Origin of the sequence: Zobellia alginiliquefaciens (assembly GCF_029323795.1) — a bacterium.
GTDB classification, from domain to species: domain Bacteria; phylum Bacteroidota; class Bacteroidia; order Flavobacteriales; family Flavobacteriaceae; genus Zobellia; species Zobellia alginiliquefaciens.
In genome coordinates this window covers 2063115-2084659 of sequence record NZ_CP119758.1, presented here as the reverse complement: position 1 = coordinate 2084659, position 21545 = coordinate 2063115, and the positions used below count along the sequence as shown (strand labels likewise).

The window sequence follows — 21545 nt, the reverse complement described above, 5'->3', positions numbered from 1 at the left end:
AATTAGAGGTCAAAATACTCTTTAGCGTTATTGTAGCAGATATTTTGGAGCATTTTACCTATCCATTCCATATCATTAGGCAATTCTCCTTTAGCCATCTCGTTACCGAAAAGATTACATAAAATACGACGGAAATACTCGTGTCTCGGGAAGGACAGAAAACTTCTTGAATCTGTGAGCATTCCCACAAAACAACTTATCAATCCCATATTGGAAAGCGTATTGATCTGATCGATCATACCATCTTTTTGATCTAAGAACCACCAACCGGAACCCCATTGTACTTTTCCCTTTACACTACCGTCATTAAAATTACCCGCCATAGTTGCCATTAAGGCATTGTCACGAGGGTTTAAATTATAAAGTATTGTTTTGGTAAGTTTATCCTTGCTATCCAGTGTATCAAGAAATTTCGATAAACTTTCCGCTTGCGTATAATCGCCTATGGAATCCCAACCCGTATCAGGGCCTAATTCCGATAGCATTCTTGTATTGTTATTTCTAAGGGCTCCCAAATGAAATTGCTGAACCCAACCAAACTCATGATAAGTTTCTGATAGATACAACAAAATAGCACTCTGAAACTTTGCAGCTTCCTTTGCACTAACCTGCTCTCCCTCCCTTCTTTTCTTAAAAATTGATTTTACTTCTGTCTCCGTAAAGTCCTCAGCGTAAAGATGAGACAATCCGTGGTCGCACACGAAACAACCATTAGAATTAAAATACTCAATACGTTTCCGTAAAGCATCGCAAAGTCTATCATACGTAGTAATTTCCGTATCCGACACTTTTTCAAGACTGTTTATATAATCATTATAGGTCTCACTACCAATTAGAATAGCTTTATCCGGTCTAAAAGCCGTACTAACTTTAGTTTTAAAGTCGCTTTTGGCCAGCTGCTGATGGTATTCTAAAGTATCTGTTGGGTCTTCTGTTGTGCAGAGTACATCTACATTCATTTTACGAATAAGCCCTCTAGAAGTAAACTCTTGGGATTGTAGCATTTCCGTAGTAGCATCATAAACTGAAGACGCATTTTTACTACTAAGTGTATCCGTAATACCAAAGTATCTAGACAGCTCCAAATGCGTCCAATGATACAATGGGTTTCGCATGGTGTGAGGCACCGTTTCGGCCCATTTAGAAAATTTCTCCCTATCGGAAGCATTACCGGTAAGGTACTTTTCATTGACCCCGAGAGTTCTCATTGCCCTCCATTTGTAATGATCACCATCTATCCAAGCATTGGTGATATTGCCAAAAACCTTATTCTCCGCTAAGTCTTTTGGTGGCAGGTGGTTGTGATAATCAATTATGGGCATTTTAACGGCATAGTCGTGATAGAGCGATTGTGCCTGCTTACTTTCCAGTAAGAAATTGTCGTCTAAAAATTTAGTCACTTTGTATCGTTTTTGAATTGGTCATTTATTTGAAAGGACAACTTTCCCTAATTTTGTTGGATGACCTTAAACCTCTAAAATAGGTTTCTATTCTGGCATAGACAAGAAAAAATACAGAATCAACACTCAGGCATTAGCATCAATGCAAATATTAACAATTTAGCCTGTTAAAATTGCATAAATAGTATCATCAGCATGATTTTATCCACATTTTAAAACGGACCACTTTCTTATTTAAGAAAAGAATAACGCTCTCAACTTTCTTTCCGCTTTAAAGACATTTATTTTTATAAAAAAATGGACATTATGGATTTAAAAAATAAGGTAGTTTATATAACAGGAGGCTCAAAAGGTATAGGGTATGGTGTAGCCGTTACATTATTGGAAGCAGGGGCTAGAGTAGCCGTAAGCGGAAGAACACTCTCTACCGTTGAAGAAGCCGCCAAACAACTAGGTTCGGAGGATCGCGTTCTTGCCTTGGCATCGGATGTTTCAAAACATGGTGATGAAAAAGCAGCTGTTCAAAAGATTTTGGATAAATGGGGGCAATTGGATGTGGTTTTAGCGAATGCAGGAGTGGGCTATTTTGCTCCTGTAGACGAGCTAGAAGATGATGCTTGGCACAAGATGATAGATACTAACTTAAATGGTGTGTTTCATACTCTAAAAGCGTCTGTAGAAGCACTTAAGAAGTCTAAGGGGTACTACATAACCCTAGCTAGTTTGGCGGGCACTAACTTTTTTGCTTCCGGAGCGGGATATAATGCCACTAAATTTGGTGTAGTAGGTTTTACACAGGCGGCCATGCTAGATTTACGCAAGTATGATATAAAAGTATCAACCATTATGCCTGGTTCTGTTGCCACGCATTTTGCCGGTAATGAGCCGGACGAAAAAGATGCTTGGAAAATTCAGCCCGAAGATATTGGCGAACTTGTTTTGGATTTATTAAAAATGAATCCGCGTACCTTGCCCAGCAAAATTGAGGTGCGCCCCACAAGACCGGATAAAAAATAAGCTTAAACACGAATTGTATTACACTTCCTTTTCTTCAAAAGGCGTGTTTAAATCACATATTTCGGAAATGAGGGCACTGAGCTCAGTATAGAATAGGGAAAGGGTTTCTTTCCCTATTTTTGTTTCTTTTTTGGCTCCATTGCCCGCTTTGTCCTTTGTAGCGAATTTTAACACTCCAGAACTTAATTTTTTAAAAGATATGATACCCGCTTCCATAGTATCTTCCGGATGCTCGGAAGCATACATAGTAGCATAGCAAAGGAGCTGGAAAGCTTTGCTGAATTTGTAATCCGAGGTAATGGATACACCATCTACAATCTCTAATTGGTTCCGCTCAACACTTCCTGTTTTGTAATCTATTATTCGCAACGTACCATCTACTTCATCTATTCTATCTAGCTTTCCTTTTAAATTAACAGGAAAATCAACAGACGGGACATTTAAGGACACTTTTAAGTTCGTTTCTAGACCAATTATTCTTATTTGGTGTTTCTTGACATCGGCTATTTCTAAGTTGATGAAATTTTCAATATAACGAAGCACAACATTAAAGGCTATAAGGTTTTTTCCCCTAGAAATATCGCCATCCAAATATGTTTTTGCAAAATGCTTTTGCACTAATCCGGCAACCAGAGATTTGGACTTTACAAGTTTCTCTTCCGTTAAAACCTGCCCTATAAAAGGCGTATAAAGTTCTTCTAAAGTATCATGAACTATGGTTCCAAACGTATTAGCCGCTATGGTTTCTTCTACTTCTAGAACATCATCAATACCCAACAAGTTTCTTTTGTAAAAATCAATAGGGTTACGCACGTAATTACTGAGGGATGTTGGTGAAAAACCCCTTAACGCATGGGCTTTGATGAGTTCTAATAAACTATCATCTTTTTCTATGGACTCTAAAGAATATCTTTTTGGATCTATAGATGGCGATGCTACACTTTCTGTAATACTAGAATTCCTATTCTCATCCGTTAGCAACTGGTTTATAAGCCTACTACGCTCACCCCCTTCCAGCACATCTGGTTCGGTATTGTAAAGAATATAAATATTTTTTGCCCGTTGCAACAACCTATAGAAATGATACGTATAGACCGCATCTTTTTCCTTAAAAGTAGGGAGCCCCAATTGCACTTTTAAATCGAACGGAATAAAAGAATTGTTCGATTTTCCAGATGGTAGGATTCCTTCATTTACGGAAGTAATAATAACCGTTTCAAAGTCCAGATTACGACTTTCTAGCATCCCCATCACCTGTAAACCTTCTAAAGGTTCCCCTTGAAAATCCAAGGTTTCCGAAGATAGCAACTCACGATAAAGGCCTAATAAGGATTTAAGGTCTGTAATAAAATCATATTTCTCGACTAAATCCGATAGCTGATTGAATAAATTAAAATACCTATAAAGGTATTCAAATGATAAGGCATCTTTAGCATCATCTAGTTTGCCCCTCAAGGCAGTAATTATATTTAGACAATGTTGTAAAATTCGCTTAGGCGATGGTGTTTCCTTATGAAATAAAAGTGAAGAAGCTACCGCATCTCCCCTCTCAACCTCTTTGATCTGTTCTGCAGTAATATATACCCAATTCTTATTTTTTATGACCTCATCAATAGTCTCTGTATCTTCATTATTGGCCTGCCCTAACAGAATATGAATATAAGGGTGTGCTAAAAAGGATAGTATATTTTGATGAAACCAACCCTGTTCATTTCTGTTGATATACAAATTCAAGAACTGGTCGAACAAACTGGCCAAGGGAATTTTATTTAAAGGATATCCCATGGTTACGTTAACTCTTTCTATACACTCAGGAATAGAATTTAAAATAGGATTCAGTAAAGACTCATCTCCCAAAACAACGGCTGTACGTTTTAAATCGGAAGCCTTCTCTCCATGAATACGCTCTAATAAAACGGCCGTATACTTTGCTTGGGACACGTTTTTGGGCACCCCTACTACGTTTATTTTCTTATCTCCTAAATAATGAGAGCTTACCCCTTTAAGCGCATTCTCCTTTAAATAGGACCAAGATTTAAGATGTTGCCTTAGAAAAAAACCTGCATCATGAATTTTATCTTCTAAGAAATATGCATCTATATCCCAATATATATCCGAATTAGCATTCTCTAGAATATGTTGAATTATTTTCGTTTCGGCCGTATTGAGCGCATTAAAACCGATAAAAACAAAGAGTTTATCCGGATTAATCTGCAAATAAGACTCTAGCTGCGTATATGCCGTTCTATAGACTAGCCCTTGATGTCCTAGGCCCATATTCAGCAACGCGGAATTAAAATTAGTATATAACGATTCTAGGTTATTCCAAAAGCGCAGGTAATCTTCCATCATTTTGGTCTTCTCCTTTTGAAGGGACCAATGGGTCAGTTCCTGAATAGCCGCAAGATTAGAAAATAGCTTTTTGGCATCTACCAAATACCTATCTATCTCATTAAAATCTTGTAAAAGGGTTTGCGCCCAGTTGGAAAAGCTATAAAAGCTATCTTTCTCTTGAGAAGTCTCTTTTAGATAAGTATTGTAGAGAACAAAGAGTTGCTGCGTATTACTCGCGTACGATAGACCTGAAACCTGTTCAATGAAAGTTTCTATACTATATATCTCAGGAGCAAAAAAAGTATTGTCAGCAGATTTTGCTATAGCATTTTTCAGGAAAGTTCCTGCCCGCTTACTGGGAAGCACAAAAACAATATGCTCATGGGAACTATGTTTTTCCCAAACTTCTTTGACTACTTCTTCTAGAAAACTCTGCATAGTCAAAAATAAAAAAAGCCCTGACAAATGTCAGGGCTTTTAAACTTATTTAGTGGAGAGAATTACTTTACTAAGTTAATCTCAACTCTTCTGTTTTCTTTTCTACCGCTTCTTGTGTTGTTAGATGCGATTGGCTTGTCTTCACCGTAACCGATAGCAGACAATCTGAATTCTTCAATACCTTTATCTACTAAGAACTCTTTTACAGAAAGTGCTCTTGACTCAGAAAGGCTTTGGTTCAATTTCTGGCTACCAACGCTATCTGTGTGACCTTCTACTGTAAATTTAGCAGTTGGGTATTCTTTTAGGATAGTGATGATGTCAACCATTACAGAAGTAGACTCAGCTTTGATAGAAGACTTACCTGTATCGAACAAGATAGTTCTAGCGTAGTCATTCAATTGCTTCTGAACTTCTTCAGTTACTTCAGGACAACCAGCGTTAGCTACAGTACCTGCAACATCTGGACATTTATCATCTTTGTCCAATACACCGTCACCGTCAGTATCAGGCCATGGGCATCCTTTGTTCTCAGCAGGACCTGCTTCGTTAGGACATTCATCGTCACCATCAGCAACACCGTCACCGTCAGCATCAGGACAACCTGCTAGGTTAGCCAATCCAGCTTCGTTAGGACATTTATCATCTTTATCAGCAACACCGTCACCGTCAGCATCAGGACAACCGTTCATTTCTTTAGAACCAGCTTCGTTAGGACAAGCATCTTTGCTGTCTTCGATTCCGTCACCGTCAGCATCAGGACATCCGTTGAAAGCCTCTAGACCAGCAACTTCTGGACAAGCATCATCTTTGTCATATACACCGTCACCGTCAGTATCAGTACCACCAAACTTAACAGAGATACCTGCTAAATGTTGCCAGTGCTTACGACCGTAATCTTCAAAAGCGTGCTTGTAAGTAGTCTGTACAGTAAGACCGATGTTTTCAGTAAACCAAAAGTTTACACCAACACCACCATTAACAGTACCAGCTCCAATTTCATCAACCCAAGTGTAACCACCACCTACTTCTACGAAAGGATCAACTACTTTTTGGTCAAGGAAGTTATATTTAATAGTACCATCTAAAGCGTAATGCGAAAGATCGTCTACACCTATATCTCCTAATTTGCTGATTTTGTTCAAAGATCCTCTAACGCCTACAGAAAGACCGTCACCTACAGATCTAGACACACCAACATAAGAGATAGAAGGAAGAATATTCCAGTGATCAGATGCGTTGAAAAGCTCATTACCGAAAGAACTAGTCTGAGTCGGGAAATTGTCATCGCTTGTCGGGTACACATCTATGGCATTAACTCCGAATTGCACTTGCCATGGATTATTCTCGTCTTGCGCTTGTACGTTATTGATGCCTACAATAAGGACAACAACAACCAATAATTTGCTAAGATGTTTCATGTTCAAAATTTTAAGTTTAAGTGTTTATTAGCTGCAAATGTAAGTTGTTAAATATTATTAACAAAATCAATTTCTTATTTTTTTTAACGCATTTAATGCCGTAAATAATGCATTTAAACGATTTTTAAGTCCTTACCAACTTCGATAAAAGCACGGATTGCACGGTCTAAATGCTTGATTTCATGGGCGGCAGATAACTGAACCCGTATCCTTGCCTTACCCTTTGGAACCACTGGAAAGAAAAATCCTATAACATAAATTCCTTTTTCCAATAATCGACTAGCCATTTCTTGCGCCAATTTAGCGTCATACAGCATTACGGGCACAATAGCGGATTCTCCATCAATAATATCAAACCCGGCCTTTTTCATTCCCGCTTTAAAATACGATGCGTTTTCCTGCACTTTGTCTCGTAATGAGGTATCGTTTTCCAACAGTTCAAAAACCTTTATAGATGCCCCAACAATGGCCGGAGCCAAAGAATTTGAAAACAAATACGGTCTAGAACGTTGACGCAAAATTTCTATAATTTCTTTTTTCCCTGTGGTATAACCACCCATAGCACCGCCAAGGGCTTTGCCCAAAGTACCGGTTATAATGTCTATACGGCCCATTACATCTTTTTCCTCAAGCGTACCTATACCTGTAGGACCTATAAAACCTGTGGCATGACATTCATCTATCATAACCATAGCATCATATTTCTCTGCCAAGTCGCAAATCTTGTCTAAAGGTGCCACAAGACCATCCATAGAGAAAACACCATCAGTAACAATTATCTTAAAACGGGCGTCATCTTCATTGGCTTGTTTCAATTGCTTTTCTAAGTCGGCCATATCACTATTGGCATATCTATAGCGTTTCGCCTTACACAACCTAACCCCATCAATGATAGATGCATGATTGAGCGAATCCGAAATTATCGCATCCTCCGCAGTTAGCAATGGTTCAAAAACTCCCCCATTGGCATCAAAGGCCGCAGCATACAATATGGTATCCTCAGTCCCGTAGAAATCGGCTATTTTCTTTTCAAGTTCTTTATGTATATCCTGCGTGCCGCAAATGAAACGTACCGATGACATACCAAATCCATGACTATCCAAAGTATCCTTTGCCGCCTGTATTACTTCCGGATGAGATGATAGTCCCAAATAATTATTTGCACAAAAGTTGATTACTTCTTCCCCTGTGGAAATCTTAATCTCTGCACCTTGAGGCGTGGTTATTATTCGCTCACTTTTATAAAGACCCTCATCTTTAATGCTTGCAAGTTCTTGTTCTAAATGTTCTTTTATTTTTCCGTACATATAGTTATATGAATTCTGGTGTTACTTCTTCGTTAATGTAAACAATGATTTTATTTTCTACAACATATCCCATATCCGTTAATGCATCTGCATAAGAATAAAGTTGCTCCTTATATTTAGGGTTGGTCTTACCTGTTTTATAATCGATAAGGGTTGCATTCTTTTCTTTAAACACTATTCTGTCCGGACGTAATATCTTCCCATCAGCGGTAATAATATCCTTTTCGTTCTTAATGATATCGCTATCCTTATAATAGGTCTGGAGTTTAGGGTGATTTACGATACGTTGCAACTTATCCCTTACCTCATCTACCTCCTGGCTTTCTATCTCCCCTTGCTGTATTGCTTTCTGCAGGGCGGGTTCAATATCATCTTGAGTTGCTATATAACCTAATATATAATGTATAAGGTTTCCCTTAGAAATTGCAGCTTCACGTTCTGTATCCCACAACATCCCTGATCGGGTAAGTATTTTAAAACTTGACCTGTCTTTATGCGTAAAACTATAATCTATATCCTGTTGCTCTTTTGTTTGATGAGGGGCAGGTGCTTTTTCCAGCTCTCCAAAACTATAGACCAACTCATCATCGGACCATAGGTCCTTTCCTTTTAAATACTCAATGAACAAGCCCGAATAATAATCCGTTTTATGTTGCCCTCTGGCCAGGTCTTTTTCCGATATAATATAAAGCGCCTTCTCCGCCCTTGTTAAGGCTACATATAATAGGTTAAGCGCATCCAATTCCATTTTATGCTCCTCCTCAGAATAAATTTGAGCCGCTTCCTCCCCATAATTCTCTACTTCCTTTTTTTCGGTGATTAGAATTTCTTCAAATCCGTTAAACGCATCGGCATTTAGAGGAAGCCACATTTTTTTGTCCATCCTTTTATAGATATGTTCATTGGCAAAAGGAAAAATAACAATGGAAAACTCAAGGCCTTTAGACTTATGAACGGTCATAATTCGCACGGCATCTATATTATCAGGAGCGGAAATACTCAGTTTGCCCTTTTTCTTTTCCCAGAGGTTCAAGAACGCCTGAATCCCCGTACCTTCTTTCTGTTCCGTTTCAAGCACAAAATCCATAAAAAAAGTAACATAGGCATCTGAACCTTCAACCAGGTTACATTGACGAATAGCTCTTTCCATACCATCGTAAACGGATAGTTGTTTTAGCTCCTCAACGTCTAGTTGATATTCCTTTAATAAAAGATGTTCTACATTTTTTAAGTTCTCATATATATATTGATGTCTATTCTCCCCGCCCTTAGAAAGATAAGTCAGCAACTCATAGGCTATCTGTAAATTAGTAGGATTACCAATGTATGCCATAAGATTTGCCAGAAACCGAACCTTATCACTACTGTTCAGCAATAAACTTTCAGATGAAATGGTTGGAATTTCCTGTTGTGTAAGAAAATCAGCTAATAAAACTCCCTGCCTATTTCCCCTAACCAAAATACAAATGTCTTCATAGCCGTAATCCTTTTCAATTACAGTTTGTATAGTGTTCAATACTTCCGTACAGTACTGCTCATCCCTACTTTTTTCTTCATCTTTTTCAATAAATTTGAGCTGTACGGTTCCGCCTTGTTTTGAATTATACCCTTGCCTGTTTCCTTCTACGAACATGTTATTGTACATGGCGTTATTCAGAAACGGACTGGTAGCGGTAAAAAAGTCGTTGTTGAACTTAATGACCTCATCATAGCTACGCCAATTGGTTGGCAGGGATTCTGTTTGGGCGGGAATTGCAAAGGGACTTTCAGATTCATTTACTAAATCTAAAAATTGTTCGGCACGACCACCTCGCCAACGATAAATAGCTTGCTTGGCATCGCCCACTAAAAAAAGAGATCCTCTGTTGCCTTGCAAATCTTCCCCCTCTAAAGCATGTCCAATAAGTGGTATTAGGTTATTCCACTGCAGTGTAGATGTATCCTGAAATTCATCCACAAAATAATGACGATACTTCTCGCCTAAACGTTCATATATAAAAGGTGCCGGCTGGTTTTTTATTTCTTTGGATATGATGGTGTTGAACTCTGCAATAGAAAGCTGATCACGTTCATTCTGCAGATTCTTTACTTCTCTTTGAATTGCATTAAGAACCGTTAACGGCACTAAATTAGCATATGTATTCTTCAAAAAAGAAAGCTCATAAAAAGCCTGTTTTATCTTATTGAAAATTTCAGAAAATTGCGGGTGTAACTCGTTTAAAGTTGCCTTTGTAGCATCTGCTGTGGATTTATTATAAAGAACGGTATCATCAAAATTTTGCTTCCACCCGGCCTTAAAATCGATTGCCATATCTCCAGCTGAAATTTTTTCCATGAATTTTGGAAAATACCCCCTCGTAAAATCTGAAAATTCAAGTCCATTTTGTTCTATCAATTGCAACGCAAGTGTTGCAAAGCCAATAAGACTTTCCTCCGTAGCTGTAATCCGAGAGCGCACGGTTTTCTTCAGCTCTACAAAATCTGATATATTCTTATCCTTTAAGTTTTGTAGGTGTTCTGCATGGTTTTCCCTAAAAAGCAACTTGCCCATATTACCTAGATCATAGGCAATGTCCCAACTTTTATCATCATCAATTTTTTCAAGGGCAAACTCCAGCAATACCTGAGTAAGCTGCTTGTCCGTTCCTGCCTTATGGACCAATTTGGCAACAGCTTCATCTAGTAACAAATCAGTATCTAGAACAACTTCAAAATTTTGAGGTAGCTTTAAATCTTTTGCGAATGTCCTAATTAGGCGATGCGTAAACTTATCAATTGTAGAAATATCAAAAAAAGCATAATTATGCAGAATTTCCTTTAAAGTTTGCTTAGAGCGTTGCCGTAATGTGGCCGCGTCTACACCAAGCTCCTTCATTAAATCTAAAAAAAGTGGAGGAGCGGTGGCTTCATTTTCAACTTTACCAAATTTTGAAAGGCTTTCCAAAATACGATGCTTCATTTCGTTTACCGCCTTGTTGGTAAATGTAATGGCCAAAATTTTACTGAAACGATTGCTTGATGAAAGAACTATTTTAAGGTATTCTTTCGTTAAGGTATGTGTCTTTCCTGAGCCGGCAGAAGCGTTATATATTTTAAAAGTGCTGTGTTGCAAGTGCTTTTTTATGCAAAATACTAATTCTAAAAAGGTTCTTAACAAATTATTTAGTGAATTTGTATGTTAAAAAATGTAAATTTGACTTCACTAAGTTTTAATCTAAAAACACACAGAAAATGGCTTTTGAACTACCAAAATTACCTTATGCATATGATGCATTGGAACCACATATTGATGCTAGAACAATGGAAATTCACCATACAAAACACCATAATGGTTACACAACCAAATTAAATGGCGCTATTGAAGGTACTTCCTTGGAAGGCAAATCTATAGAAGATATATTAGAGAACTTGGACATGTCCAACGGTGCTGTTAGAAACAATGGAGGCGGTTTTTACAACCACTCTCTTTTTTGGGAAATTATGTCTCCTAATGGAGGAGGAACCCCATCTGGCGAACTTGCGACTGCAATAGACAGCGCTTTTGGTTCTTTTGAAGCATTTAAAGAGAAATTTAGCGGTGCTGCCGGTACTCGTTTTGGTTCTGGTTGGGCGTGGCTTTGCGTTCATAAAGGAGGTAAAGTAGAAGTTTGTTCTACACCTAACCAAGACAACCCATTAATGCCAGAAACTGGTTGCGAAGGTTTTCCTATTTTAGGTCTTGATGTTTGGGAACATGCCTACTACCTAAACTATCAAAACAAGAGACCTGATTACATTAATGCATTTTTTAATGTAATCAATTGGGGTAAAGTTTCTGAACTATATGCTGCCAATAAATAAGGCGACCTATATTTCTAAATTAAATTTAAAAAAGCCCGCTCAGAACTAGTTCTGAGCGGGCTTTTTTATACCTTTTTAAAATAGAAAAGGGCGGAGAAATCTCCACCCTTTTCGTCCCAAATCTTACCATAAACTTAACCTACTTATGCTATGGCGATACTAAAATACTGGTATTGTGTTAAATAAAAAAGAAATATGTAGGGTTTTTTTTTAACGAGATTGTTGATAAAAACAGTTGAACATGCCGTAAACCCGCGTGTTTGCGAGGATTTTGCCAATAAAAAAGGCGGAGCATAGCTCCACCTTTTTTCCCCAAATCTTACCATGAACTTAACCTACTTATGCTATGGTCCTCCAAAAGTAGAGTAACATGGCTCTTAAAAAAAAGGTTTTGGACAAACGAACAAAACACTAGTTGAAATACAATTTGGATGGGTATAACGTCTTTCTTAAATTAAAAAATAAGGATTGGAAATATCAGAGGTATTTGTACCGAAGAGACCTATTGGATTTGAAATTATGGCAAATAAAAAGGCGGAGTTAAACTCCGCCTTTTTCCCCAAATCTTACCATGAACTTAACCTACTTATGCTATGGTCCTCCAAATATACAGCAGCATTAAGCCTTACGAAAACATCTTTGCCAAACCGTATAAAAATCGGTTAAAAGGGTTCCAGTTTATAGAATACATATGAAAATAGGGAACAACAAAAATGACTACAGGAGAATACTTATATATTGTGAAGCGCAATAAACAAAGAGAATACTTCTAAAAGTATTAAAAAATAAAAAGGTGGAGTAAACTCCACCTTTTTGCCCCAAATCTTACCATGAACTTAACCTACTTATGCTATGGCAAGACCAAATGTAACCTCACCTTCGTCCAAGCGGTCAAAAAAACGCTAAATAGCGCATATTATCGATGAAATACATATTTCATGCATTTCATCGATAAGCTCAATTAATACGCACGTTCATTCTTACCTTCATAAAAATTGATAAAAGCCTTATTCACCACTCTATTCCCTCCTGGGGTTGGATAATCTCCTGTAAAGTACCAATCTCCTAAATTCTTAGGACAAGCTTCATGAAGTGCCTCTACGCTTTGATAAATGATCTCTACCTCGGCCTTAATTTCTTCCGGACTAAGCAGTTCGCCTATTTTGGCGGATATCTCTTCAGCCGTAAAAGGTGCGTAGAATTCCCTTACGTAATTGACTACATCTTTATCCTTATTATTAACCTGCTCCAAACACTTGTCATAAATGTCATCAACCACATTCATTGTCAAACGCTCTTCATGCAATGCAAGTGCAGCTCTAAATGCGATAAAATCTTCCAATTTGGCCATATCTATACCATAACAATCAGGATATCTAATTTGTGGTGCAGATGATACAACTATTATTTTTTTAGGGGACAGCCGGTCTAAAATACGAAGTATACTTTTCTTTAACGTAGTTCCCCTAACGATACTATCATCAATAATAACCAAGTTATCTCCCTTCTTAACCGAACCATAGGAAATATCATAAACGTGGGTCACCAAATCGTCGCGGCTACTATCTTGTGTAATAAAAGTTCGTAGCTTGGCATCTTTAATAGCTACTTTCTCAATTCGTGGGCGAACTTCTAAAATTTCATGAAGCTCTTCACTGGTGATTTTTGAACCGATGGAAAGTATTTGCTCTTCTTTTCTTTTGTTCAAATAATTTTGAGCCTCTTTCACCATTCCAAAGAAAGACGTTTCTGCCGTATTTGGGATATAGGAGAAGACAGTGTTCTTTATGTCATGATCTATAGACTTAAGTATTTGCGGAAAAAGAAGTCTACCCAGCATCTTTCGTTCTTGGTAAATTTCCTTATCGCTTCCCCTAGAAAAATAAATACGTTCAAAAGAGCATGCTTTTCGCTCTGCGGGCTCTAAAATTTGATTTATAGAAGACGTTCCATCCTTTTTAATAATGATGGCGCTACCTGGATCAAGTTCCTTTACTTCTTCGTAAGGCACATTGAAAACAGTTTGTATAGCCGGTCTTTCAGAAGCTACGACTACAACCTCATCATCTTGATAATAATATGTTGGCCTAATACCCGCAGGATCTCTAAGAACAAAGGCGTCTCCATGCCCTAAAAGACCCGCCATAGCGTAACCACCATCCCAGTTTTTAGCGGCTCTTCTTAATATCTTATGGACTTTAAGACGCTCAGCTATAATAGGCGAAGCTTCTTGTTTTGTATATCCTTCTTTCTTAATCTGCTTATACAGTTTAGCAACGGCATCATCTAAAAAATGACCTATTTTCTCCATTACGGTTACCGTATCCGCCATTTCTTTGGGGTGCTGTCCAATCTGAATTAAATTATCAAACAACTCATGAACATTGGTCATATTAAAGTTACCTGCAACAATAATATTACGGTGCATCCAGTTATTCTGCCTTAAGAAAGGGTGAACACTCTCAATACTATTCTTACCAAATGTACCATAACGCACGTGACCTAAAAGTACTTCCCCTATATAAGGAATGTTCTTTTTTTGTGCAGCAACATCATCTACATACTCCGGGTGTTGTTGTAACGTGGTGTTGATGCGATCATTAATCTGAGCAAAAATATCCTGTATAGGCTGTTGGGCAATTGACCGCACCCTACTCATATAACGCTCTCCGGGAGCCACATCTAGTTTAATACTTGCAAAGCCCGCACCGTCTTGGCCGCGATTGTGCTGCTTTTCCATCATTAAGTACATCTTATTTACCCCGTAAAAGGCTGTACCGTACTTCTCTTTGTAATACTCCAACGGTTTCAACAACCGTATTACCGAAATACCACATTCATGTTTGATCGCGTCACTCATTATAAATCTAGGTATTAAAAAAGCCCCTAATATAGGGGCGTGTCATTATTTTAATTCTATATCAAACTGGGTCAAGGCTTTAAATTGATGCAACCTTTTATTGACCTCTTCCTTTTTTAAGTTTTGCATACGCTCGGTTCCAAACCGTTCTACACAGAACGATGCTAAATTAGAACCGTGTATGACCGCATTCTTCATATTATTGAACGAAAGGTCATTGCTCGCAGCCAAATACCCTGCAAACCCACCTGCAAACGTATCTCCAGCTCCCGTTGGGTCAAAAACCTCTTCCAATGGTAAAGCAGGTGCAAAAAAGATTTTCTCTTCATGAAACAAAAGCGCCCCATTCTCACCTTTCTTTATCACCAAATACTTAGGGCCCATTTCCCGAATAGCTTTCGCCGCCTTTACCAATGAATACTCATTAGTTAACTGCCTTGCTTCTTCATCATTAATAGTAAGAACATCTATATGCTTAATAACCTCCATCAACTCAGGTAAAGCATTATCCATCCAAAAATTCATAGTATCCAATACTATCAACTTTGGTCGTTTTTCCATCTGATTGATTACACTCAATTGCGTACTTGGATGAAGATTTCCAAGCATTACCACATCCGCATCTTTAAACCCTTCTGACACCTCTGGGCTAAAGTCCGCAAGTGTATTGAGCTCAGTTGCTAAGGTATCTCTTGAATTAAGGTCGTTATGGTACTTTCCTTTCCAGTAAAAAGTTTTTCCTCCTTTAACGATTTCCAAAGAACTAAGATCAATGTTCTTATCCTTTAAAATATCTATATACGCTTGTGGAAGGTCTTCACCCACTATAGAAACGATTCCAGATTCTACGTTGTTATATTGGGAGGCTGCCAAACCAATAAAGGTAGCTGCACCACCCAAAATCTTATCGGTTTTCCCGAAAGGAGTTTCAATTTCGTCAAAGGCAACCGTGCCTACGATTAGAAGTTTACCCATGCAATTTTTAGTTTAAGCTGCAAATATACGTTTTTGTAACGCTATTACATGCAAATATACCCTTACAAAAAAAGCCTAGGAATATTACCTTTCCAAATTTTTAAGACGCTTATAAAACAGTTTTCTGAAAAGCAATGTGTTATACCAATAGGAATATAGACTGTAAAGAATTATAAGAAAACGCGCCGGGCCTGTATAACATTACTTACGACCAAAATCTGCAGGAATCTCGCCCCAAACTTTGGTTTCCCATTTAACGATCGGAGTGCTGTAAGAATTATTTTTCAACCATATTAAGGCCCTGCGTATCAAATCAAAAACTTCCTTGTTCTTAGCAGTCTCCTGAAGTTTAGTATTACAGTTTTTTTTACGCACCCAACTCATTGCGGTTCGTGAATCCGTATAAATTACTCTATCACTTTTGTTATTCTTCAAAAAGGCAAGACCGTGCACAATAGCCAAAAACTCACCAATATTATTGGTGCCTTGAGCAAATGGACCCTGTTTAAAAAGCTTTTTGCCTGTTTTTGTATCCACGCCTTGATACTCCATAATTCCGGGATTTCCACTAGATGCCGCATCAACCGAAATAGAATGGTAATTTGGTGTTCCGAATCTTTGTATTTGTTCCGCGGTTAGTACTGGCTTTCCTTTTTTCTTCCCTTTAAAGTCATCATAGTTGCCATTAAATGCTTTCTTGGCTTGAGCAAAAGTTTCAAAAGATTTATACTGAGCCCCTTTGTACCCTGTAATAGCCGCTTTACAAGCCGACCAAGAATCATATATTCCAGGTTTTTTGCCCTTCCAAACCGTATAAAATTTTCCTTTTTTTGCCATTACTACACTTCTAATAATTGCGCAATTACCTTGGGAAAGTATTCGTATTCAAGTGCATGCACTTTTTTTGCAATATCGTCGGAAGAATCTTCGGAAGAAACAGCTGTTTTTACCTGCCGAATTACCGCTCCTTCGTCATAATTCTCATTAATATAATGGATAGTAATACCGGTTTCGGTCTCATTATTCGCCCGCACAGCTTCATGGACTTTATTACCGTACATACCTTTGCCACCATATTTTGGCAAAAGTGCGGGGTGAATATTTACAATTTTATCAGGAAAATTCGCAACCAAATTTTCAGGCACTTTCCATAGAAAGCCCGCCAACACAATAAGGTCCGGTTTTAAAGATTTTAGAATATTCAACACACAATCAGTCTCGTAGAAGGCATTTCTATTAAAGTATAATCCGTTAATCTTAAGCCTATTACACCTATCCAAAACTTTAGCCTGGGTTTTATTGGACAATACCGCAGAAATATGGACTTCAGGATTTCCTTGAAAGTACTCAACAATATTTTCAACATTAGACCCTGAACCGGAAGCAAATAATACAATGTTTTTCATGTGGCTTTAAACGTTACTGACTGCAAAATATTTAGGCCAAAAATACCGCTCTTATCCTGAAATTTTATAAATTACAAGACATTTTAACGACAAATAGTGGATTTAGTCCAAAGTTTTTTATTTTTGCAACCAATTTAATTTTTTAAAAACAATATTATTATGTCAGACATTGCATCAAGAGTAAAAGCTATCATCGTTGATAAATTAGGTGTGGATGAGAACGAAGTAGTAACGGAAGCTAGCTTTACTAACGACCTAGGCGCAGATTCATTGGATACCGTGGAGTTGATCATGGAATTCGAGAAGGAATTTGATATTCAGATTCCAGACGATCAAGCTGAGAACATCGCAACAGTTGGCCAAGCCATTAGCTATATAGAAGAAGCGAAGTAATCTTTATGATTTCTTGAACGAGATTCAAAATTATCCATGTGGTAACCATTATCGCATGGATAATTTTTTTAATTTACGCTTGACTTACTAAGTAAACCAAAAATTTAGGTTCAATGCAATTAAAGCGAGTTGTAGTTACGGGGTTGGGTGCGTTGACACCCATAGGTAACAATATTGATGAATATTGGGAAGGTCTTAAAAACGGAAAGAGCGGTTCTGCTCCCGTGACCTATTACGATACTGAAAAATTTAAGGTGAAATTTGCCTGTGAGCTGAAAAATTTCGACCCTCTTGAGCATTTTGACCGCAAAGAGGCTAGAAAACTAGATAAGTTTGCACAATACGCCATGGTTTCTTCCGATGAAGCAATTGTGGACTCTGGGCTTAACCTAGAGGAAGTAGACAAATTTCGTGTTGGAGTTATCTGGGGCGCCGGTATTGGTGGTCTAGAGACTTTTCAAAACGAGGTTATGAACTTTGCCGAAGGCGATGGCACACCAAGATTCAACCCTTTCTTTATACCCAAAATGATTGCAGATATCGCCCCTGGGCATATCTCTATCAAACATGGTTTTATGGGACCCAATTATACCACGGTTTCCGCCTGTGCATCTTCTGCAAACGCTATGATCGATGCTTTAAACTATATTCGTTTAGGCCATTGTGACGTAGTCGTTACCGGAGGTAGCGAAGCGGCCGTAACCATTGCCGGTATGGGTGGTTTTGGTGCTATGCATGCCCTATCTACTAGAAATGATAGTCCAGAAACTGCATCTAGACCTTTTGATGCAACCCGTGATGGATTTGTATTGGGCGAAGGAGCTGGAGCTTTAATATTGGAAGAATACGAACACGCCAAAGCGCGTGGTGCAAAAATATATGCCGAAGTTGCCGGTGGCGGACTTTCGAGCGATGCTTACCACATGACTGCTCCCCATCCAGATGGAATTGGAGTGGTACAAGTAATGAAGAACTGTTTAAGGGATGCCGGACTAAAACCGGAAGATGTAGATACCATAAATACCCATGGAACTTCTACTCCCCTAGGAGATGTGGCAGAGCTAAAGGCTATTAGTGAAGTCTTTGGAGACCACGCCCCAAATATCAATATCAATTCTACAAAGTCAATGACCGGTCACTTATTAGGTGCTGCCGGAGCTATTGAAGCTATCGCTTCAATTTTAGCTATGCAACATAGTTTGGTTCCGCCAACTATTAACCATACGACTGTAGATGAGAATATAGATCCTAAACTAAACCTTACCCTGAACAAAGCTCAAAAACGCGATGTAAATGTTGCATTGAGCAATACTTTTGGGTTTGGCGGTCACAATGCCTGCGTAATTTTCAAAAAATTTAGCGAGTAATACAATATGGGTTTTCCATCCAATATATTCAATTCCCATCCTAAAGAGGATGGGGATTTTTTTGGAGGAATGACTTCTATTTTAGGTTTTAAGCCCAAAAGCCTAACTATTTACAAAAAAGCTTTCGTACACCGTTCAGCAAACGAAAAGGATAAAGATGGAAATCCTTTAAACTATGAGCGCCTTGAGTTTTTAGGAGACTCTATGTTAGGAACCATAATCTCCAAACATTTGTATGACCAGGTTCCGGAAGGGGATGAAGGTTATCTTACCAAGATGCGTTCTAAGATAGTAAGCAGAAAACACCTCAACCAACTTGGTAAGGATCTAGGTCTCATTAATTATGTGAAAAGCCGCATACCAAAATCGCACTTTGGTGAAAACATACATGGCAACGTTTTTGAGGCATTGGTAGGCGCAATTTATCTAGATCGCGGCTACAAGTATTGTGAAAAATTTATCAGTCAAAAAGTTATAGAGCCTTACGTAGATATAGAACAATTAGAAGGTAAGGTCATAAGTTATAAGAGCCTTGTAATTGAATGGTGCCAAAAGCAGAAAAAAACGTTTGACTATGACGTTTATGATGACACGGGCAACGATGCACTAAAACATTTTGCAGTAAAGCTAACTATTGCAGATACTGTTGTGGCAAAAGCCAGGGCCACATCTAAAAAGAAAGCAGAAGAACGAGCTTCCAAAAGGGCATATTATGCGCTTCAAGACAAAATGGATAAGTCTTAAATCGTAATTTTATGTAACCAAAATGTTATAGTTTGTTCTAAAATAGTATTAGCCTTGTCTAATCTAGGCGTTGTACGGTATTAATATTATCTTTACCACTTTGTGCCCCTATGGTAGCAGTACATAAAATTACGAACGACTTTTACGAAGATCCATTCGATTTAGTTGCATTGCATAGTAGCCTTGAAGATTATGCCATAGCCTACGCTCTCAATCTTCATTTAAAATCGAACTTTAAAAGGTCTGAAATAGACCTTGACCTTACCGGTCATATTACTGTTCCTATTTTTGAATGGAAGGATGATATTAACGATAGGTACTGGACCTTATTTACCAACAATGGTTTAGTGGAGGACACTATGAGCCGAAAAGGGCTATTTAAGGATGAGCCGTCATTCACAACATTTCACATGGTGCCCGAACACCGAGATGTGGATTATTTTTTAAAAATAGAACAAGATGGCTTCATAAATATGGAAAACCTTGTAAAAACACTACAAAACATACCCAAAATTATAACGGCTTACGCCATAGAAACTGACAAACTCAAATCTAAGAACAATTTAATTTTTTGATAAATGCCGATTAATAAAAAGACAAAAATTGTAGCCACCCTAGGGCCGGCCACAAGTAAAAAGGAAGTGCTTAAGGATATGATGGAAGCTGGTGTGGATGTCTTTCGCATCAACTTTTCACATGCAGATTACAGTGATGTTACAGAGCGCGTAGAAATGATACGGGAACTTAACGAAGAAACCGGTCGGAATACCTCTATCCTTGCAGATTTGCAAGGTCCTAAACTAAGGGTTGGTGTTATGGCAAGTGAAGTAGTTGTTGCCCCTGGTGATGAAATTACCTTTGTTACAGGTGAACCTTTTGAAGGAACTGCCGAAAGGGTATATATGAATTATGACGCATTCCCTCAAGATGTTAAGCCTGGTGAGCGCATTTTGCTAGATGATGGAAAATTAATGTTCGAAGTAGTTGAGACTAACGGTACAACCGAAGTTAAGACCAAAGTAATACAAGGTGGACCGCTACGCTCCAAGAAAGGAGTTAACCTTCCAAATACAAACATCTCGTTACCTGCATTAACGGAAAAAGATGTAAAAGATGCTATTTTTGCAATTTCCTTAAAGGTAGATTGGATCGCTCTTTCATTTGTTCGTTTTAGCCAAGATCTTATTGATCTTCAAGCCATTATTAAAGAACATGCAGAAGATAAAATTCCGATTATCGCAAAAATAGAAAAGCCGGAAGCTGTAGAAAATATAGATAAAATTGTTGCTTATTGTGACGGGCTAATGGTTGCCCGTGGCGACTTAGGTGTTGAAGTTCCGGCACAGGAAGTTCCGTTAATTCAAAAACAATTGGTTCTTAGAGCCAAGAAAGCTCGTATACCGGTAATTATCGCTACACAAATGATGGAAACGATGATCACCAGCCTTACACCAACACGTGCAGAGGTAAACGACGTGGCCAACTCGGTTATGGACGGTGCTGATGCCGTTATGCTTTCTGGAGAGACTTCCGTGGGTAACTACCCAGTACAAGTAATTGAAAAGATGTCCAGTATTCTGCGAAGCGTAGAGGGGTCAGAGCTAATTCAAGTACCACATGACCCACCACACATTCGTACTAAAAGATATATTACCAAATCTATTTGTTACCATGCGGCCATCATGGCCAATGAAATTAAAGCGAAAGCTATTTCCACATTGACCAATAGTGGGTATACTGCATTTCAGATTTCCGCTTGGCGACCAAGTGCACACATTTTAGTATTTACCTCAAACAGACGCATTTTAACCCAGTTGAATCTGCTTTGGGGAGTTCAAGCATTTCACTACGATAAAAATGTTTCTACCGATGAAACTATTGATGACGTAAATAAAATGGCTTGTGACAAAGGCCTTTTAGAGGAAGGTGATATGCTTATCAGTTTAGCGGCCATGCCTATGAAAGAAAAAGGTATGGTAAACACTTTACGTGTAACCGAAATTGAAAACAAATAATATTATTGTAGATATGTCTTAAAAGAAG

16 protein-coding genes are annotated in these 21545 nt (G+C 38.2%); 7 read left to right on the top strand and 9 right to left on the bottom strand.

The genetic code is table 11. The features are described from left to right. Window positions 1-2: 2 nt before the first annotated feature. Window positions 3-1400, bottom strand: a complete 1398-nt coding sequence (gene uxaC / locus P0077_RS08815; RefSeq protein ID WP_276168758.1) for a glucuronate isomerase — start codon at window positions 1398-1400, stop codon at window positions 3-5. Window positions 1401-1706: 306 nt separating this feature from the next. Between uxaC and P0077_RS08810 the strand changes: the two genes are divergently transcribed. Beyond that, window positions 1707-2417, top strand: a complete 711-nt coding sequence (locus P0077_RS08810) for an SDR family oxidoreductase (protein ID WP_194525440.1) — start codon at window positions 1707-1709, stop codon at window positions 2415-2417. Between the two features lie 18 nt (window positions 2418-2435). Here the strand turns inward: P0077_RS08810 and P0077_RS08805 are convergent, their stop codons facing one another. The 4 genes from P0077_RS08805 to P0077_RS08790 all read right to left on the bottom strand — a co-directional run bounded on the left by P0077_RS08805 (window position 2436) and on the right by P0077_RS08790 (window position 11029). Next, window positions 2436-5189, bottom strand: a complete 2754-nt coding sequence (locus tag P0077_RS08805; RefSeq protein ID WP_276168757.1) for a PD-(D/E)XK nuclease family protein — start codon at window positions 5187-5189, stop codon at window positions 2436-2438. A 62-nt stretch (window positions 5190-5251) separates the two neighbouring features. Continuing rightward, on the bottom strand, window positions 5252-6610 hold the full coding sequence (locus P0077_RS08800; RefSeq protein ID WP_276168756.1) for an OmpA family protein: 1359 nt from the start codon (window positions 6608-6610) through the stop codon (window positions 5252-5254). A 113-nt stretch (window positions 6611-6723) separates the two neighbouring features. Beyond that, a complete protein-coding gene (gene kbl / locus P0077_RS08795; RefSeq protein WP_276168755.1) occupies window positions 6724-7917 on the bottom strand; it encodes a glycine C-acetyltransferase in 1194 nt (397 codons plus the stop codon). Between the two features lie 4 nt (window positions 7918-7921). Continuing rightward, window positions 7922-11029 carry a UvrD-helicase domain-containing protein gene (locus P0077_RS08790; protein WP_276168753.1) on the bottom strand — a complete coding sequence of 1036 codons (3108 nt, stop codon included), beginning with the start codon at window positions 11027-11029 and terminating at the stop codon, window positions 7922-7924. Window positions 11030-11148: 119 nt separating this feature from the next. Here P0077_RS08790 and P0077_RS08785 point away from each other — a divergent pair, with 119 nt between their 5' ends. Next, window positions 11149-11757: a superoxide dismutase gene (locus P0077_RS08785; protein ID WP_276168752.1), complete on the top strand. Its 609-nt coding sequence runs from the start codon at window positions 11149-11151 to the stop codon at window positions 11755-11757. A gap of 961 nt (window positions 11758-12718) precedes the next feature. Here the strand turns inward: P0077_RS08785 and P0077_RS08780 are convergent. The 4 genes from P0077_RS08780 to purN all read right to left on the bottom strand — a co-directional run bounded on the left by P0077_RS08780 (window position 12719) and on the right by purN (window position 16998). Next, window positions 12719-14617, bottom strand: coding sequence for an amidophosphoribosyltransferase (locus P0077_RS08780; protein WP_276168750.1), 1899 nt, complete (start codon window positions 14615-14617; stop codon window positions 12719-12721). A 45-nt stretch (window positions 14618-14662) separates the two neighbouring features. After that, entirely contained in the window at window positions 14663-15592 is a 930-nt protein-coding gene (locus tag P0077_RS08775; protein ID WP_276168748.1) for a PfkB family carbohydrate kinase, read from the bottom strand. Between the two features lie 201 nt (window positions 15593-15793). Continuing rightward, a complete protein-coding gene (locus P0077_RS08770) occupies window positions 15794-16429 on the bottom strand; it encodes a ribonuclease H family protein (protein WP_276168746.1) in 636 nt (211 codons plus the stop codon). Between the two features lie 2 nt (window positions 16430-16431). Next, window positions 16432-16998, bottom strand: a complete 567-nt coding sequence (purN, locus tag P0077_RS08765; protein WP_276168744.1) for a phosphoribosylglycinamide formyltransferase — start codon at window positions 16996-16998, stop codon at window positions 16432-16434. Window positions 16999-17157: 159 nt separating this feature from the next. Between purN and P0077_RS08760 the strand changes: the two genes are divergently transcribed. The 5 genes from P0077_RS08760 to pyk all read left to right on the top strand — a co-directional run bounded on the left by P0077_RS08760 (window position 17158) and on the right by pyk (window position 21517). Beyond that, window positions 17158-17391, top strand: coding sequence for an acyl carrier protein (locus P0077_RS08760; RefSeq protein ID WP_008269813.1), 234 nt, complete (start codon window positions 17158-17160; stop codon window positions 17389-17391). Between the two features lie 113 nt (window positions 17392-17504). Continuing rightward, complete coding sequence (fabF, locus tag P0077_RS08755) at window positions 17505-18758, top strand: beta-ketoacyl-ACP synthase II (RefSeq protein ID WP_276168732.1); 1254 nt, start codon at window positions 17505-17507, stop codon at window positions 18756-18758. Window positions 18759-18764: 6 nt separating this feature from the next. After that, the gene (gene rnc, locus P0077_RS08750) at window positions 18765-19502 is read left to right on the top strand and encodes a ribonuclease III (protein ID WP_276168731.1); all 738 of its coding nucleotides are present in this window, start codon (window positions 18765-18767) and stop codon (window positions 19500-19502) included. A 110-nt stretch (window positions 19503-19612) separates the two neighbouring features. After that, window positions 19613-20077: an IPExxxVDY family protein gene (locus P0077_RS08745; RefSeq protein WP_276168729.1), complete on the top strand. Its 465-nt coding sequence runs from the start codon at window positions 19613-19615 to the stop codon at window positions 20075-20077. A 3-nt stretch (window positions 20078-20080) separates the two neighbouring features. Continuing rightward, window positions 20081-21517 carry a pyruvate kinase gene (gene pyk / locus P0077_RS08740; RefSeq protein WP_276168728.1) on the top strand — a complete coding sequence of 479 codons (1437 nt, stop codon included), beginning with the start codon at window positions 20081-20083 and terminating at the stop codon, window positions 21515-21517. The last annotated feature ends 28 nt before the right edge of the window (window positions 21518-21545 follow it).